The sequence below is a fragment of the Georgenia thermotolerans genome, assembly GCF_009193185.1.
GTDB classification, from domain to species: domain Bacteria; phylum Actinomycetota; class Actinomycetes; order Actinomycetales; family Actinomycetaceae; genus Georgenia; species Georgenia thermotolerans.
The window spans coordinates 53,118-69,740 of the sequence record NZ_VUKF01000011.1 but is presented as its reverse complement, the minus strand read 5'-3'; the positions used below and the strand labels follow the sequence as shown (position 1 = coordinate 69,740).

Genomic DNA, 16,623 nt, shown 5'->3' with positions numbered 1-16,623 from the left:
CAGGGGCGGGGCGGCCGCGCCCGGCGCGCGACGGGCCGTGCGCAACCCCACGACGCCGCGACACGCCCGATCCCGTAACCTTGACCTCCGTGGCCACCGACTTCTCGCTCGAGATCCAGCACCTCCGCAGCACGTTCGAGTCCATCCGGGCCGTGACGGACCCGGAGGCGCTGCGCGCCACCATCGCGGACCTGTCCGAGCAGGCGGCCGCCCCGAACCTATGGGACGACCCCGACGCCGCCCAGGCGGTCACGTCGAGGCTCTCCCACGCGCAGACGGACCTCGAGCGCGTGGAGAAGATGGGCGAGCGGATCGACGACCTCGAGGCCCTCGTCGAGCTGGGCCAGGAGGAGGAGGGCGCCGACGCCGACGCCTTCCTGAGTGATGCCGAGGGCGAGCTGGCCTCCATCCGCAAGGCCCTCGGCGACCTCGAGGTCCGCACCCTGCTCTCGGGCGAGTACGACGAGCGCGAGGCCGTCGTCACCATCCGCGCCGGCGCCGGCGGGGTGGACGCCGCCGACTTCGCCGAGATGCTCCTGCGCATGTACCTGCGCTGGGCCGAGCGCCACGGCTACGCCACCCAGGTGCTCGACACCTCCTACGCGGAGGAGGCCGGCCTGAAGTCGGCCACGTTCGAGGTCAAGGCGCCCTACGCCTACGGCACCCTGTCGGTCGAGGCCGGCACCCACCGTCTCGTGCGCATCTCCCCGTTCGACAACCAGGGGCGGCGCCAGACCTCCTTCGCCGCCGTCGAGGTCATCCCGCTCATCGAGCAGACCGACCACATCGACATCCCCGAGCACGAGATCAAGGTCGACGTCTTCCGCTCCTCCGGCCCCGGCGGGCAGTCGGTGAACACCACCGACTCCGCCGTCCGCATGACCCACATCCCGACCGGGATCGTCGTGTCCATGCAGAACGAGAAGTCCCAGATCCAGAACCGGGCCGCCGCGCTGCGCGTGCTGCAGTCGCGCCTGCTGCTGGTGCGCCAGCAGGAGGAGAACGCCGCCAAGAAGGCGCTCGCCGGCGACGTCAAGGCCTCGTGGGGCGACCAGATGCGCTCCTACGTCCTGCAGCCCTACCAGATGGTCAAGGACCTGCGCACCGAGCACGAGTCGGGCAACCCCTCGGCGGTGTTCGACGGCGAGATCGACGACTTCATCGACGCCGGCATCCGCTGGCGCAAGAGCCAGCAGCAGCAGGCCGCCACGGTCTGACCCGACGCGAGCGCCGGCCCCGGGTGGGCCGGCGTTCGCGTGCCCGGCCACCTCGAGCGACCGGGCGACGCCGCGGCCGTGGAGCGTCCGTTCCTGCGTGACGAACCGGACGGATCCGGGAGGCTGCGGCGTGTCTGCGGCGGGCGGACGGGAAGCGCTGCTTAGCCTCGGGAGAGGCCAGAGCACCCCTTCCCCCACTTCCGAGACTGGCCGCCCCCAATGATCAGATTCGAGAAGGTCTCCAAGGTCTACGCGCGCGGCGCCCGCCCCGCCCTGGACCAGATCGACATGGAGGTCGAGCGCGGCGAGTTCGTCTTCCTCGTCGGTGCCTCCGGCTCCGGCAAGTCGACGTTCCTGCGCCTCGTGCTGCGCGAGGAGCGGCCCACCTCCGGCAAGGTCTACGCGCTCGGCCGCGACCTCTCGCAGGTCTCGCGGTGGAAGGTGCCGCACCTGCGCCGCCAGATCGGCGCCGTCTTCCAGGACTTCCGGCTGCTGCCGAACAAAAATGTCTTCGAGAACGTCGCCATCGCGCTGCAGGTGATCGGCAAGCCGCGCCACCACATCCTCACCACCGTCCCGGAGACCCTCGAGCTGGTGGGCCTGGACGGCAAGGAGAAGCGCCTGCCGCACGAGCTCTCCGGCGGCGAGCAGCAGCGCGTGGCCATCGCCCGCGCCATGGTCAACCGCCCGCAGCTGCTGCTGGCGGACGAGCCCACCGGCAACCTCGACCCCACCACCTCGATCGGCATCATGCGCCTCCTCGACCGCATCAACCGCACCGGCACGACCATCGTCATGGCCACCCACGACGACGAGATCGTCGACCAGATGCGCAAGCGCGTGGTCGAGCTCGTCGACGGCGTGATGGTGCGCGACCAGTCCCGCGGCGTCTACGGCGCGGCGCGGTAGGGGGTCTCGTGCGTCTTCGTTTCGTCCTCTCCCAGGTCGGCCAGGGGCTGTCGCGCAACCTCGCGATGACCGTCTCCGTCGCCCTCGTCACGTTCGTCTCCCTCACCTTCGTCGGCGCCGCCGCGCTGCTGCAGATGCAGATCGGCAACCTCAAGAACGACTGGTACGACAAGGTCGAGGTCTCGGCCTTCATGTGCCCGGAGTCCTCCGCGCAGCCCAACTGCGCCGCCGGGGAGGCCAGCCAGGAGCAGATCGACGCCGTCGGCGAGCTGCTGAAGTCCGACGCCCTGGCCCCCTACGTCGACCGGGTCTACTTCGAGACCAAGGAGCAGGCCTTCGAGGCCTTCCAGGAGCAGATGGCCGACACCGTGTGGGCCCAGTCGCTCACCGTCGACCAGATGCAGGTCTCCTACCGGGTCAAGCTCGTCGACCCCGAGCAGTACCGCATCGTCGCCGACGAGCTCGAGGGCCGCCCCGGGGTGGAGATCGTCGTCGACCAGCGCGAGCAGCTCGAGCCGCTGTTCAACATCCTCAACAGCGCCACGCTGCTCTCCCTCGGGCTGGCCGCGGTCATGATCTTCACCGCGGTGCTGCTCATCACCACCACCATCCGGCTCTCGGCGATGTCCCGGCGCCGCGAGACCGGCATCATGCGCCTGGTCGGCGCCTCCAACCTGTTCATCCAGCTGCCCTTCATGCTCGAGGGCGCGGTGGCCGCCCTGGTCGGCGCCGTGCTCGCCGTCGGCGGGCTGTGGCTCTCCGTCACCTACCTCATCCAGGACTGGCTGGCCGGGACGACGCCGTGGGTGCAGTTCGTGGGAACCGGGGACGTGCTCACCCTCGCCCCGTTCCTCGTGCTCGCCGCCATCCTGCTCGCCGGCATCAGCTCGGTCGTCAGCCTCGGCCGCTACACGAGGGTGTAAGGAGAACCGTGAGAAGACCTCGTTCCGCTGCTGCCGCCGCCCCGCCCGCCGCTCGTCGGCGGGCGGTCGGGCGGGTCGGGCTCGTCCTCGTCCTCGCCCTGAGCCTCCTCGGCCCCGCCGGGGTCGCCCAGGCCGGTGACCGCGACGACCTGGTGCGCCAGCAGCAGCAGAACGACGCCCGGCGCGAGAAGCTCCAGGCCGACCTCGAGGGCCTGGACGAGAACCTCGTCGAGACGCACCTCAAGCTGTCCGACGCCGAGGCCAAGCTGCCCGGGGCCGAGGCGGCGCTGGCGACGGCGCAGGAGAACCTGGCCGCGGCCGAGCGTAAGCAGGAGCAGGTCACCGGGCGCCTCGCGGTGGCCGAGCAGGAGGCCAAGGACCTCGAGGCGGCGATCGCCGACAGCGGCGAGAAGATCGCCGCCACCCGCTCCGCGATGGGGGAGCTCGCCCGCAGCACCTACCGCGGGGACCACACCGTGAGCACCGTCGAGGTCGTGCTCGACTCCTCCTCGACCGAGGACTTCCTCCAGGGCTACGCGGTGCGCGAGACCGCTGTGCGCGCCCAGACCCAGGTGCTCGACGAGCTCGAGACCGCCGCGGCCGTCGCGGAGAACCAGCGGGCCCGCCAGACCGCGGTGACCGAGCGGATCGGCGAGCTCAAGGAGGAGGCGGACGCCGCCGTCGTCGCGGCCGACGCCGCTCGCGCCGAGGCCGAGCAGCGCACCGCCGAGATCAAGCAGATCCAGGCCGACATGTCCGAGCTCGCCGCCGCGCTCGAGGGCCAGAAGGGCGACGTCAGCGGGCAGATCGAGAGTCTGCAGGCCGAGAACAAGGCCCTGAGTGATGAGATCGCCGCCATCGACGAGGCCAACCGCCGGGCCGAGGAGGAGCGCAAGCGCAAGGAGGCCGAGGCGGCCGCCCGCGCCCGCGCCGCCAACCGGCCCGCCCCGGCCCCGGCCCCCGCCCCGGCACCGCGGCCGCAGGCCCAGGCCGGCGGCGGGCACCTGCTCATCCCGCCGGTGCCCCGGCCGCTGTACGTCACCTCCGGGTACGGCATGCGGTGGTACCCGATCACCGGCGGGTACTGGATGCACCTGGGCAGCGACCTGCGCTCGGCCTGCGGCAACCCGCAGGTCGCCGCCGCCGGCGGGACGGTCACCGCCGTCAAGCCGCACCCCAACGGCACCCACGGCAACCAGGTGATCATCAACCACGGCTACCTCGGCGGCAGCTCCTACGTGACCGTCTACAACCACCTCTCGCGCTTCGCGGTGCGCGCCGGCCAGCACGTCTCGCAGGGCCAGGTCATCGGCAACACCGGCGCCACGGGCAACGTCACCGGCTGCCACGTGCACTTCGAGGTCTGGAAGAACGGCTCGAGCATCGACCCGATGGGCCTGCCCGGCTTCTGAGCCTGGGCGCGGGCCCGGCGCTCGACGGCGCCACCAGCGCCCGCGCCGTGCCCCGACGACGAGACCCCCGGAGCGTCACGCTCCGGGGGTCTCGGTCGGCCGTGGACCGGCTCAGACGTGCTGCTCGTGGGCCGCGCGCTGCTCCAGCTTCGCCTTGGTCGACCACAGCCCGGCGGACGGGGTGGAGATGTAGAAGACGACCTCGCCGTCGGGCATCGTGTTGAAGCCGTCCTTCATCACCGCGGGGTCGTAGCGCCTCTGCGCCTCCTCGACGTCCATGTACTGGTAGCCCACGCCCTCGATCTCCTCCTGGGTGAGGTGGCCGGGCGCGTAGGTGATGGTGAAGCGGCCCTCGGAGGAGCCGTGCACGAGGTGGGCGGTGCCGTGGGGGATGTCCTGCATGTCCTCGGCGGTCTTGTACAGCTCGAGCACCTCGTCCTTGGGCAGGTAGCCGTACTTGCGGATGAGCGCGTCGACCTCGGGCTGCTCGCCGAAGCGCTCGACGCCGGGGGCGATGACCAGCAGCTCGCCGCCGTCGGCGATGGCCATGCGGGTGCGGTAGACCGCCTTGTTCGCCACCCAGGTGGCGTGGAACTCGTCGGCCTGCATCACCGCGACGATCTTCTGCACCGGCTCGTCGAACTGGGTGATGTTCTGGTCGCGGGAGGCGCGGGCGGCGTCGAAGTAGGTCTCCAGGTCGTCGCCGACGTACACGCCGGTGTGCACGAGCTTGCCGGCGTCGTCGTAGTCCATGACGACCTGGAAGTACACGTCCTTGAGGTCGCCCAGGAAGTGCTCCTCGGCGTAGTTGAAGCAGGCGCGCACCGGGGTGAGCAGGTTGCCGAGGTTGTTCTCGATGCCGTACACGGCCGAGGCCATGTGGGAGGCGCCCAGCAGCCGCTTGCCGCCGAGCCCGATGAAGTAGTTCTTGTTGTGGTTGGCGAAGCCGAGCACCTCGTGAGGAACGACGTGCCCGATGTTGATGATCAGGTCCCACTGCTCCTCGATGAGCATGGTGTTGAGGTCGACCGGCATCTCCCAGTCGACGGCGCCGTCGGTCTTCTCGCGGACGACCTCGGCCGGGACGGTGCCGACGTTGACGACGCCGTTCTTCCAGTCGTGCTTGTGGATGCGCTCCTCGGGGATGGCGCCGAACATCCACTTGTTCTGCTCCGGCGTGTGCGGCACGTGCTGGCCGAGCGTGGGGATGAGGTGTACCTCGGCGCCCTCGGCATCGAGCAGCTGGTAGAACCGCTCGGTGATCCACCCGGCGCCGGAATGGGCGCGCGTGAGGTCCGGCGGCAGCAGGAGGACCCGCTTGAGCTCGGTCAGGCCGAGCCGCTGCTTGGCCTCGTCGATCGTCTGCTGCACCATCTCCTCGATCTCGGGGCGGGAGATGACCTCGGCCTCGCGCTTGAACCACGTCATGCCCGTCAACATAGCCGCGCGCTCGCGCCCGGCGATACCGGTGCCGCGCGGTTGCCAGCGGTTGTCCTGGACCGTGCCGCCCGGGCCCGCCGGGGGGCCGGCCCCGGGTGGGGGCTCTCGGGCTACGCCGTCGGCAAACCCGGGGCAATGAGGTCGAGCCGCCGGCCCGGCCTGGCCTACCCTTGGAGGTCGGCCCGGCGTGGGCCGGCCGCGCGAGAAGGGCACGGCGAGCGAGGTGCCCCAGGGCGCGACGGTGAGGGAGGCAAACGGTGGCTGGCACGAAGGCCGCGACGACGAAGCTCACGCCGGCCCAGAAGGCCAAGGCGGCGGCGGATGCCCGCAAGGTGATCGCGCGCAACAAGAAGGCGCGGCACGACTATCACATCGACGACACGTTCGAGGCCGGCATCTCGCTGATGGGCACGGAGGTCAAGGCCCTCCGCATGGGCCGGGCCTCCCTGGTGGACGGCTGGGTGGAGATCGACCGCGGCGAGGCGTGGCTGCACGGGGTGCACATCCCCGAGTACGCGCAGGGCTCGTGGACCAACCACGGCCCGCGCCGCAAGCGCAAGCTCCTCCTGCACAAGCAGGAGATCGAGAAGCTCGCCGTGAAGACCCGCGAGAAGGGGCACACGATCGTGCCGCTCGAGCTGTACTTCACCGGCGGCCGGGTCAAGGTGGAGATCGCCCTCGCCCGCGGCAAGAAGGAGTGGGACAAGCGCCAGACCCTGCGCGAGAAGCAGGACGAGCGCGAGGCGCAGCGGGCGATGAGCCTGCGCCGGCACCTCTGACCGGCGGGGTGGGGAGGGCCGGCGGGACTCCCGGGGCCGGACCGTCCACGCCTGAGCGCGGCACCGGGGCGCCCGCGCAAGGCAACGCGAAAGGGGGCCGGGAGATCGCTTCTCCCGGCCCCCTGTCGCGAGCATCGCCTCAGCTGGCTACCACTTGATCATCGTGCCGTGCGCGATGTTGTAGTACATGCCGAGGTGCGTGTAGAAGTTCAGCGCCCCGAACAGGGTGAAGACGACGCCGCCGATGACCCAGGCCCACACCGCCCAGCGCAGCAGCTGCGGACGGCCGGTCCACAGCGCGATCGCGAAGAGCAGCGCGCCGAGGGCGACGACGCCCCACAGGCCGCCGAGGAACAGCGCCTCGAGGATCGGCAGGTGGCCGAAGCGGCCCGAGATGGGCTCCTCCGGGGGCGCCGCCCCCAGCTGGTAACGGACGAACGAGATGGCGATGACCGCCATCCCCAGGCCGAGGACGCCGACGAAGATGCCGGCCGGCTTGAGCGCCTGGAGCGTCTTCGTGTTCGCCGCCTCGACCTCACCCGCGTAGAGCGCCCGGTGGCGCCACAGGTAGATCGCGGCCAGCAGCAGCAGCGCGCCGAAGCCTGCCGCCGGCTGGCCGAACGCGATGTTGGCGTACTCGAAGCCGTTGCCGCCGTAGGGCCACGTGACGGTGGTGTGCACCCCCAGGACGAACAGCAGCAGGCCGGTGACGCCGAAGAACCCCGCCCAGCCCTCGCTCTCGATCCGTTCCTTGCGGATCAGGTCCCCGAGGAACTTCGCGAAGCCCAGGAGTCCCGCTCCCGCCGTGATGGCGATGAGCTCGTTGTAGACGATCACGTCTTGCTCTTTCCTTCTTCCCGGCCTCCTCCGAGCGCCGGGGTCCAATTGAACGTTCAATCATAGACATAATGTCCGCTTTCGTCGGACTATTCCGCGCTGGTGCGCGGGGTAGCGGCTGGTGCCGGAGGGCGGCGGCCGGGTGGAGCGGGAGGCGGCCGGCACGCCCGCGCCGGGTAGCCCCGGAACGGCCGGGCCGGCATCGCGCGGGCCCCTCTCCGCCCTCGTGCACCCGGCAAGGGGCGGGGTTAGCGTGTGGCGCAGACCCGCACGACCGTGGAGGTTCCCATGGGTCTTCCCCTCAGGCTGCGTCACGTCCCCGCCCGTCTCGCCACCGGCGCGTTCATCCTCAACTCGGGGATCACCAAGCGCGGCCTCACCGAGGAGGCGGCGGCCGGGCTGCAGCAGATGGCCGTCCAGGCCTTCCCGCAGTTCGGTCAGCTGTCGGCGAAGGACTTCGGCAGGCTGCTCTCGACGGCCGAGATCGCGCTCGGCTCGGCCCTCCTCCTGCCGATCGTGCCCACCTGGCTCGCCGCGCTCGGTCTCGCCGGCTTCTCCGGCGCGCTGCTGCGCCTGTACACCAAGGTGCCCGGCCTGACGCAGGAGGGCAGCCTCCGGCCGACCCAGAACGGGACCGTGATCGCCAAGGACGTCTGGATGGCGGGCATCGCGTGGTCCCTGCTCGTCGACGAGATCACCTCGCGCCGGGACTGACCCGGGCGGCTGTCCGGCGCGGTCCGGAATAGCAGGCCGTCGGGGACGTTCCCACCATCATGCAGCTCGGCATCTACACCTTCGGCGACCTCGACACCCGGCCCGGCGCCGCCCGCGTCTCCCCGGGCCAGCGTCTGCGGGAGATCCTCGAGCGGGTGCGCCTCGCCGAGGAGGTCGGGCTGGACTACGCGGGCGTGGGAGAGCATCACCGGCCCGACTACGCCATCTCCTCGCCCGCCAGCGTCATCGCCGCGGCGCTGGCCCGCACCGAGCGCATCCACGTCGGCTCCGCCGTCACCGTGCTGTCCACCGAGGACCCCGTGCGGGTCTACCAGCAGTTCGCCACCATGGACCAGCTCTCCGGCGGGCGGGTGGAGCTGCTCGCCGGGCGCGGGTCGTTCATCGAGTCCTTCCCGCTCTTCGGCGCCAGCCTGGAGGACTACGACGAGCTGTACGAGGAGAAGCTCGACCTGCTCCTCGCCCTGGACGCCGGCAACCCGGTGACCTGGTCCGGCCGGTTCCGCCCGCCCCTCGTCGACGCGCAGGTCTGGCCCCGGCCCGCCGACAAGCCGGACCTGGGCGAGCACCTGCGCATCGGCATCGCCACCGGCGGGTCGCCGGCGTCCTCCGTGCGCGCCGGCACCGTGGGCCTGCCGGTCAACTACGCGGTGATCGGCGGCGAACCGCGCCGCTTCGCGCCGCTCGTCGAGCTCTACCGCGAGGCCTTCGCCCGCGCCGGGCACCCGGCCGCCCGCCGGCACGTCTCGGTCTCCGTCCACGGCTTCCTCGCCGACGACGACACCACCGCCCTGGAGACCTTCTACCCCTACCAGCTCGACGCCGCCGCCAAGCTGGCGCGCGAGCGCGGGTTCGCCGCGCCGACCCGGATGTCCTACGAGATGCAGGCCGGGCGGCACGGGGCGTTCGTCGTCGGCTCGCCCGAGACGGTGGCGGAGCGGATCGTCACCCTGCACGGCTATCTCGGCCACGACCGGCAGAACTTCCAGATGGACGTCTCCGGCGTCCCGCAGCGCGAGTCCCTGCGGGCCATCGAGCTGCTCGGGCGGGCCAAGCAGCTCGTCGACGCCGAGCTCGGCTGGCCGGCCCCCGCCTGATGTGGCCGCCCGGCGGGGAGGCTGTGCGACCGGAGAGGTGCGTCACACCGTCGTGGACGGGAATGAACGTGCCCCGGGGCTGGTTGACCCCGTAGCATGGAGACACCGGCGGACCCCGCGAGGGGGAGGCCGGGAAATAACTGCACAGGGGGATGATCGGTTTCGACGATGGTCGTCGTTTCAGGAGAAGCGGGTCGAGGATGCAGAGTCATCTCGTCAACGCTCTCTGCAAACCAATAGGTGCCGATTCCAAGCGCACCGAGTTCGCCCTCGCCGCCTGAGCGAGTTCCGAACTCCGTCAGCCCGAGGTAGCTCTCGCCCCGGTTCCTGGCGTCATCTAGAGAGCCACTGCTCGTAGCCTTCGTCATCGGGGTTACGGGGACTTTTAGGTGACTGGGCCCGTCAGCGACATGTCTGCGTGATCGCTGGGGCCGAGAAAATCGTCAGCAGACTGCACCCGGAGAAGCCCTGAAATCACGCCGTCGGACGCGGGTTCGATTCCCGCCATCTCCACCAGTCAGGCAGGTCGCGTGTCTTCCGACACCCGACCTGCCAGATCGTTGAGCATCTGCTCCCTGCTGTCCTCCGCAAGAGGCCCACCGCCCCGTCTGGGGAGGGACCTCGAGCGGAGGACAGTTTTGTTTCTCCAGCCGCCGCCCAACGGCTGCTGCCATGACCTCGACATGTCTGCTCGACCCCTGATCGAGGTGAGGACGACGGCGCCGACGGCGGATGAGCACCGTGACGCCGTCGCCAGCGGCTCACGCGACGGGGTCGAGAACGAACGAGTAGTCCACCGTGGCCGAACCGTCGGGCTGGGGCCGCGGGTCGAGCAGGAGCTCGGGCTTCACAGCCTGGGCGATGTCGTCGTCGTTGTGCGGGTCGCCCGGGAAGTAGAGCTGGGCGGTGAGCAGCTCGTACCCGGGCGCCGACACCTTGACGTGCAGGTGGGCCGGGCGCCACGCGTGCCAGCCGGCGGCGGCGATGAGCCGGCCGCACGAGCCGTCGGTCGGGATCTGGTACGGAGCGGGCTGCACGGTGTGGATCTCGAAGGCCCCGCCGGCTCCGACCGAGAACGTCCCGCGCAGGTTCCACTCGGGCAGACCGGGGGCGAACTGCGAGTAGAACCCGTCGTCGTCGGCGTGCCAGAGCTCAACCTTGGCGTCCTCGAGCGGGGTGCCGTCCACGGCGGTGACCGTCCCCGTCCATACCAGCGGGGTGCCGCCCTCGTCGTCGCGCATCGGGATGGTGCCCACGCCGTCGGTCGCGCGCTCGGGCGCGTTCGGTACGTAGTAGGGGCCCTCGATGGCGCCCTTCGAGCCCTGACGGTGCGAGGTGTTGACCTCCTCGACGACGTGCTCGACCCACACGTCGAGGAACAGCGGCCACTCGCCGTCCTCGCCGACCTCGATCAGCCACGCCTTGAGTGCGATGTACTCGTCGTAGGTGACGTGGTGCTTCCGGATGGTGTCGTGGATCGCGGAGAGCACCTCGGTCGCCAGCAGGCTCACGCGCTCCTTGGGCGTCTCCTTGACGGCGTCGTACGGGGACTTGTCGGAGGTGAAGTGCGCCGTCGCGTTCGCCCCGGAGGCGGCGGCGGTGGCGACCTCGATCTTGTCTGACATCGTGGTTCTCCCTCGTAGTGCGTCGTTGCGGTAGGGAGACCGGAGCGAAGGACCGCCCCGGCCGGGTTCAGGTGTCTGTGCGGTAGTGGGGCAGCTTGTCAGGGGCGATCTCGACGCCGAGGCCGGGTCCGGGACGGACGCCGAGCTCGCCGTCGCGGATCTGCAGGGGCTCGGTGAGCAGGTCGGCGGCGCGGCCGGACTGCAGGGTGGATGCCACAGCAGCCGCGAATCGCAGGTGCCGAAGCTCCATCGCCCCTCCTCCACCGATCGTGGCCGTGATGCACACCGCTGTGCGGCCGCTACGTACGCTAGAAGGAGCGTTCATCAAACACCAGGACAAGATCCCGCGATATTGATTCATGCGAGCGATCAATGCGAGCGGTCGACCGGGCGCTGTGCTCGGAGGAGCCCGGCACGCCTGGGGGCAGCGCGCACCACGATGCCCCCCGATGTGCGGCGTTGCGCAATCCGCCTTGGCCCGGCGTCTTCCGCCCGAGCGTCCCGCCTGGATCAACTGCTCAGGCGCTGACGCAGGCGCAGGGCCAGGTGCAGGGGCAGCGCCCGGTCCGTCCCCGTCGGGTCGCCGCCGAGCAGCCCGAACGCGCGCTCCAGCCGCCCGTAGAGCGACTGGCGCTGCAGGTGGAGCAGCTCCGCCGTCCGGGTCTTGTTGCACCCGCAGTCGAAGTAGGTCTCCAGCGTGTGCATGAGCGTCTCGCCCTCGACCGGGCGCAGCGCCAGCAGCATCGCCAGCTGGCCGCGGACGAACAGCTCGCGGCGGGCGCGGAGGTCCGGCGCGTCGAGCAGGTGCTCGACGGCGGCGGTGGTCGCGTCGACCGCCCAGCCGGGGCCGTAGGTGGCCCGGTCCCGCACCGCCGCCTCGGCCGCCTCCATCGAGGTCGCCACCGACGCCAGGTCCGGGACGACGGGGCCGACGCCGACGCCCACCGCCTCGAGATCCTGGGCCCAGGCCGCGAGGCGGTCGGCGAGCTCGTGCCGGCTGTGGGCCGCGTGGCGCCGGTCGGCGAACGACAGCACGATGCGCACCTGCGTCTCGGAGGCGTCCATCGCGACGCGCCCGTGGCGCTGGAGGAGCGCGTCGAGGCCGGGCAGGCCGGTGCTCGTGGCGGCGGTGACGAGCGCGACTGCCACGACCGGGTTCGCCGGATCGATGGCCAGGATCTGGGCGAGCTGGGTCAGGCGGCCGCGCTCCTGCGGCCCGGCCGTCGCCAGCCGCGCGAGCTCGCTGCCGGCCAGGTCGCGGGTGGACGGCGGGCGGCTGCGCAGCAGCGCCAGCCCGAGCGCCTCGCTGGCGTGCTCGCCGACGACACCGAGGAGGTCGGGGTCGCTGTCCGGGCCGGGGGTGAGCACGAGGGTGGCGGCGTGCGCACCCCGCACGGTGATGCGCGACGTGAGGCCCCCGGGCGACGGCGTCAGCCCCGCGGCGGGCGACGGCGCCGGGCCGCCCGCCTCGCCGTCCTCCTGGGGCAGCTGGAGCATCAGCGCACCGCGGCTGTCGTAGAGGGCGGCCGCGGCGCCGGTGCGCCGGACGACCAGGTCCAGCAGCGCGTGCGCGTCGCCGCCGTGCGTGAGCAGCGCGGACAACGCGTGCGCGAGCTCGCCGCCGAAGCGCAGCCGGACGACCGAGGCGTTGACCAGCTCGGCGTTGACCGCCTCGGCCACGTCGACGAAGGGGATGCGCCGTCGGAGCTCGACCACCGGAAAGCCCAGACGCTCGGCCTCGGCCAGGAGCGGCGGCGGCACCGCCGGCAGGCTGCGGGCCGTCTCGATGCCCACGCCGGCGACCCGCCGCGCGGCCAGCTCGCGCACGTACCGCCGCTGGTCCTCCTCCGATGCTGCCCCGAGCATCTCCCCGCCGGTGAGCAGCAGCTCGCCGCCGCGCAGCAGGGCGGCGATCTCGAGGACCTCGCTGGAGTGGATCCATCGGACGCGGCGCTGCAGGCCGGCGGCACCGGCGACCACCCGGGGCTCGCCGCGCGCGAGACTGGGGTGCCGTAGCACGGCCTCCAGCGTCAGTGCCATGACGAAATGTCAGCCATGCGGTGATTCATGGGGGACAGTGTGCGTCTTGTGTGCGCTGGTTCACAACGCGCACGATTCTGCGCACGTCTCGATCACTCTCCCCGAAGGGCTGCGCCATGACGACGACGTCTTCGCACGACTCGGCATCCGTCCACGATCTCGAGCAACAGCTCCAGCCCATCCCCGAGGGCGCCCGCACGACCAAGGTGTCCGGACAGTTCTGGATCTGGTGCGGCGCCAACATCGCGCCGATCAACTGGGTCCTGGGCGCCCTCGGCGTCGGCCTCGGCCTGGGGCTGGCCGACACGCTGACCGTCCTGATCCTCGGGAACCTCATCGGAATGGCGATCTTCGGCCTCTTCGTCCTCATGGGGCAGAAGACCGGCGTGACCGGGATGGTGCTGTCCCGGGCGGCCTTTGGCCGGCGCGGCAACTACCTGCCCGCCTGCATCCAGGGCGCGCTGTCCATCGGCTGGTGCGCCGTCAACACCTGGATCATCCTCGACCTCGTCATGGCGCTGCTGGGCAAGCTCGGCGTCGTCGACCCGACCGCCGCGAACTATCCCGCCCGGATCCTGGTCGCGGCGTTCCTCATGGCCGTCCAGGTGGCGATCTCCTGGCGCGGATACCGCGCGATCGCGGCCTTCGAGCGGTGGACCGTGCCGCCGACCATCGCGATCCTCGTGCTGATGTCCGTGGTCGCGTGGTTCTTCCTCGACATCGACTGGTCCTACGCCGGGCCCTCCGGCGCCGTCCTCGCCGGCGGCGAGCGGCTGGCCGCGATGACCGCCATCATGACGGCCATCGGCATCGGCTGGGGGATCACCTGGTTCACCTACGCGGCCGACTACTCCCGCTTCGTCTCCACCTCCATGCCGCGCCGGAAGCTGTACCTGGCCAGCACCCTGGGGCAGTTCGTCCCCGTCGTGTGGCTCGGCGTGCTCGGGGCCACGCTGGCCACGAAGAACGGCACGGTCGACCCGGGCCAGCTGATCGTCGAGAACTTCGGCGCGCTCGCCGTCCCGGTCCTGCTGCTCGTCCTCCACGGCCCCATCGCCACGAACATCCTCAACATCTACACGTTCTCGGTGGCCACCCAGGCCCTGGACATCAAGATCCCGCGCCGCACGCTCAGCGTCCTGGTCGGCGTGCTGGCCATGCTCGTGGTCATCTTCTTCATCTTCCAGGAGAACTTCGCCGCGGTCCTCGACTCCTGGCTGATCGGGCTGGTCGCCTGGGTCGCCACCTGGGGCGGCATCATGCTCGTGCACTACTACCGCATCGAGCGCCAGGCGGTGCGGGTGGACCGGCTCTTCGACGCGCCGGGCACCCGGCGCCTGCCGGACCTGAACTGGGCCGCCTACGTGGCCTTCTTCGTCGGGGTGTTCTGCACCTGGCTGTTCATGTACGGCGTCCTCCCGGTCTTCCGGGGGCCGGTCGCCACGGCGCTGGGTGGGGTCGACCTGAGCTGGCTCGCCGGCGGTGTCGCCGCCGCGGCCGTCTACGCCGTCCTCGGCCCGATCGTCGCGGCGAAGTACACCGAGGACGTCATCGTCGCCGACGTGACGGCCGCTTACCGCGCGCCGGCCCGGCCCGGCCCGGCGGTGCGGGCCGCCACGCCGGTGGCGGACGCCACCGGCACCGCGGAACCGCTCGCCTGACCGGCTGCCGCGGGAGCCGCCGCACCCGGCGCGGGACCCTGGTGAGGGGTCCCCGCGCCGGGTGCGGTGCGCGATCATCGCTCGGCGGCGACGAAGGCCTCGACGGCCTCGGGCCTCACGCCCAGCCCGGCCAGCACCCCCGTGCCGTCCTCGACGAGGAGGACCGCGAGTAGGAGGTGCTCCCCGCCCACGGCCTCCGCGCCGAGGCGCTGGGCCTCGGCGAAGGTGCGCTCGAGGGCGGCGCGGGCGTGTGCATCGAAGGGGATGATGTCCGGCACCGCGTCCGCCGCGGGCGGCAGGGTGGCCGTCGCCGTCCTGGCGACGTCCTCGATCGCGACCCCCTGGGCCGTGATGGCGCGCGCGGCGGTGCCCGCGGGGTCCCCGAGGAGGCCGAGCACGAGGTGGGGCACGCCGATGGCGGCGTTGCCGGCCTCGCGGGCGCGCTCCTGGGCGGCGACGACGGCGGCCCGGGCCTCGTCGGTGAACCGGCTGAAGCCCTGGCTGGGGTCGAGGGGGCCGGGGCCGTTGCGGTCCACGAAGCGCTTCTGGGCGGCCTGCTTGGTCACCCCCATGCTGCGCCCGATCTCCGACCACGACGCGCCGGAGCGGCGGGCCTGGTCGACGAAGTGGCCGATGAGGGAGTCCGCCACCTCGTCGAGGTGCTCGGCCAGGGCGACGGCCCGGCTGAGCCGGTCCAGCGGGGCGTCCTCGGTGGAGTCGATGGCACCGATGAGGTCGTCGAGGCGCACGTGGGGTGTCGTCATGCGTCAACCGTAGGTTGACGATCAGGGGTCGTCAACCCTTGGTTGACGGCCGACGACGACGGCCGCCTCCCGGGGGAGGCGGCCCTCGTGGCCGACGGGCCGGGGGTCGGACGGACCGGCCCTGCGCCGCGGCTCGAGCGGCTCAGCGCTCGGCGTGCTCGACCTCCTGGGCTCCCGTGGCGCTAGAGGCCGCGAGCCGGGCGTCCTTCTTGTTCTTCCAGATGCTCGCCACGACCGTCACCGCCAGGACGCCGACGATCCAGCCCAGCGAGACGGCGATGGTCGGCTCGGGCAGCCCGTGCCAGGGCTCGCCGCCGTTGATGAACGGCACCTCGTTCTCGTGCAGGGCGTGGATGACGAGCTTGACCCCGATGAAGCCGAGGATCGCGGCGAGGCCGTAGTGGAGGTAGACGAGCCGGTCGAGCAGGCCGTCGATGAGGAAGTACAGCTGACGCAGGCCGAGCAGCGAGAACGCGTTCGCGGCGAAGACCAGGTACGGCTCCTGGGTGAGGCCGAAGATCGCCGGGATGGAGTCGACGGCGAACATCAGGTCGGCGGTGCCGATGGCGAGGATGGTGATGAGCAGCGGCGTGAGGTACCGCTTGCCGTCCTCGCGGTGGAAGAGCTTGCCGCCCTCGTAGCCGTCGGTGACGGGGAAGATGCGGCGCACGCCGCGCACCAGGGCGTTCTCGTGATACTCGTCCGCGTTGTGGTGCTCGGGCTTCTCGACGCCCTGCCTGGCCTGGGCGTAGGCGGTGTAGATGAGGAACGCGCCGAAGAGGTAGAAGACCCAGGCGAACTCGCTGATGACCGCCGCGCCGACGGCGATGAAGACGCCGCGCATGACCAGGGCCATGATGATGCCCCACATGAGCACCTTCTGCTGGTGCTCCCGCGGGACCTTGAACGCCGCCATGATGATGACGAAGACGAACAGGTTGTCCACCGAGAGGCTCTTCTCGGTGACGTAGCCGGCGAAGTACTCCCCGGCGTAGCCCGAGCCCCAGGCGGCCCAGACGATGAAGCCGAACACGACGGCCATGGCGATGTAGGCGAGCGACCACCAGGTCGCCTCCTTGAGGCTGGGCGCGTGCGGCTTGCGCACGTGTCCCATGAGGTCGACGGCGATCATCGCGACGATGATGCCGCCGAGCACGATCCAGGCGAGCGCGGAAACGTCCAACAGA

15 protein-coding genes and 1 other RNA gene are annotated in these 16,623 nt (G+C 71.3%); 9 read left to right on the top strand and 7 right to left on the bottom strand.

Annotated elements, in window-relative coordinates:
• Positions 1–89: 89 nt before the first annotated feature.
• From prfB to GD970_RS07085, 4 genes are all read left to right on the top strand, one after another.
• On the top strand, positions 90–1,217 hold the full coding sequence (gene prfB, locus GD970_RS07100; RefSeq protein WP_152202191.1) for a peptide chain release factor 2: 1,128 nt from the start codon (positions 90–92) through the stop codon (positions 1,215–1,217).
• A 219-nt stretch (positions 1,218–1,436) separates the two neighbouring features.
• Positions 1,437–2,126, top strand: a complete 690-nt coding sequence (gene ftsE, locus GD970_RS07095) for a cell division ATP-binding protein FtsE (protein WP_152202190.1) — start codon at positions 1,437–1,439, stop codon at positions 2,124–2,126.
• Between the two features lie 8 nt (positions 2,127–2,134).
• Positions 2,135–3,049, top strand: coding sequence for a permease-like cell division protein FtsX (ftsX, locus tag GD970_RS07090; protein WP_152202189.1), 915 nt, complete (start codon positions 2,135–2,137; stop codon positions 3,047–3,049).
• 8 nt (positions 3,050–3,057) lie between these two features.
• Positions 3,058–4,461 (top strand): M23 family metallopeptidase, encoded by a 1,404-nt coding sequence (locus tag GD970_RS07085; RefSeq protein ID WP_152202188.1) that lies wholly within the window; start codon positions 3,058–3,060, stop codon positions 4,459–4,461.
• Between the two features lie 111 nt (positions 4,462–4,572).
• Here GD970_RS07085 and GD970_RS07080 read toward each other — a convergent pair whose 3' ends face one another.
• On the bottom strand, positions 4,573–5,889 hold the full coding sequence (locus GD970_RS07080) for a lactate racemase domain-containing protein (protein WP_152202187.1): 1,317 nt from the start codon (positions 5,887–5,889) through the stop codon (positions 4,573–4,575).
• 269 nt (positions 5,890–6,158) lie between these two features.
• Between GD970_RS07080 and smpB the strand changes: the two genes are divergently transcribed.
• Positions 6,159–6,680 carry an SsrA-binding protein SmpB gene (smpB, locus tag GD970_RS07075; RefSeq protein ID WP_152202186.1) on the top strand — a complete coding sequence of 174 codons (522 nt, stop codon included), beginning with the start codon at positions 6,159–6,161 and terminating at the stop codon, positions 6,678–6,680.
• A gap of 147 nt (positions 6,681–6,827) precedes the next feature.
• On the opposite strand, the gene GD970_RS07070 is transcribed toward smpB, so the two are convergent.
• A complete protein-coding gene (locus GD970_RS07070; RefSeq protein ID WP_152202185.1) occupies positions 6,828–7,517 on the bottom strand; it encodes a DUF981 family protein in 690 nt (229 codons plus the stop codon).
• A gap of 288 nt (positions 7,518–7,805) precedes the next feature.
• Here GD970_RS07070 and GD970_RS07065 point away from each other — a divergent pair, with 288 nt between their 5' ends.
• The 3 genes from GD970_RS07065 to ssrA all read left to right on the top strand — a co-directional run bounded on the left by GD970_RS07065 (position 7,806) and on the right by ssrA (position 9,862).
• Positions 7,806–8,231 carry a hypothetical protein gene (locus GD970_RS07065; protein ID WP_152202184.1) on the top strand — a complete coding sequence of 142 codons (426 nt, stop codon included), beginning with the start codon at positions 7,806–7,808 and terminating at the stop codon, positions 8,229–8,231.
• 59 nt (positions 8,232–8,290) lie between these two features.
• Positions 8,291–9,346, top strand: a complete 1,056-nt coding sequence (locus GD970_RS07060; RefSeq protein ID WP_152202183.1) for an LLM class flavin-dependent oxidoreductase — start codon at positions 8,291–8,293, stop codon at positions 9,344–9,346.
• 148 nt (positions 9,347–9,494) lie between these two features.
• Positions 9,495–9,862, top strand: a transfer-messenger RNA (tmRNA) gene (gene ssrA, locus GD970_RS07055).
• Between the two features lie 245 nt (positions 9,863–10,107).
• Here the strand turns inward: ssrA and catA are convergent.
• From catA to GD970_RS07040, 3 genes are all read right to left on the bottom strand, one after another.
• The gene (gene catA / locus GD970_RS07050) at positions 10,108–10,971 is read right to left on the bottom strand and encodes a catechol 1,2-dioxygenase (protein WP_152202182.1); all 864 of its coding nucleotides are present in this window, start codon (positions 10,969–10,971) and stop codon (positions 10,108–10,110) included.
• Between the two features lie 67 nt (positions 10,972–11,038).
• Complete coding sequence (locus GD970_RS07045) at positions 11,039–11,221, bottom strand: hypothetical protein (RefSeq protein WP_152202181.1); 183 nt, start codon at positions 11,219–11,221, stop codon at positions 11,039–11,041.
• Positions 11,222–11,481: 260 nt separating this feature from the next.
• A complete protein-coding gene (locus tag GD970_RS07040; protein WP_152202180.1) occupies positions 11,482–13,011 on the bottom strand; it encodes a PucR family transcriptional regulator in 1,530 nt (509 codons plus the stop codon).
• Between the two features lie 116 nt (positions 13,012–13,127).
• Here GD970_RS07040 and GD970_RS07035 point away from each other — a divergent pair, with 116 nt between their 5' ends.
• Positions 13,128–14,672: a purine-cytosine permease family protein gene (locus GD970_RS07035; RefSeq protein ID WP_152202179.1), complete on the top strand. Its 1,545-nt coding sequence runs from the start codon at positions 13,128–13,130 to the stop codon at positions 14,670–14,672.
• Positions 14,673–14,746: 74 nt separating this feature from the next.
• Here the strand turns inward: GD970_RS07035 and GD970_RS07030 are convergent, their stop codons facing one another.
• Entirely contained in the window at positions 14,747–15,436 is a 690-nt protein-coding gene (locus GD970_RS07030; protein ID WP_152202178.1) for a Clp protease N-terminal domain-containing protein, read from the bottom strand.
• Positions 15,437–15,578: 142 nt separating this feature from the next.
• Positions 15,579–16,619: a TerC family protein gene (locus GD970_RS07025; RefSeq protein ID WP_152202177.1), complete on the bottom strand. Its 1,041-nt coding sequence runs from the start codon at positions 16,617–16,619 to the stop codon at positions 15,579–15,581.
• Between the last annotated feature and the right edge of the window lie 4 nt (positions 16,620–16,623).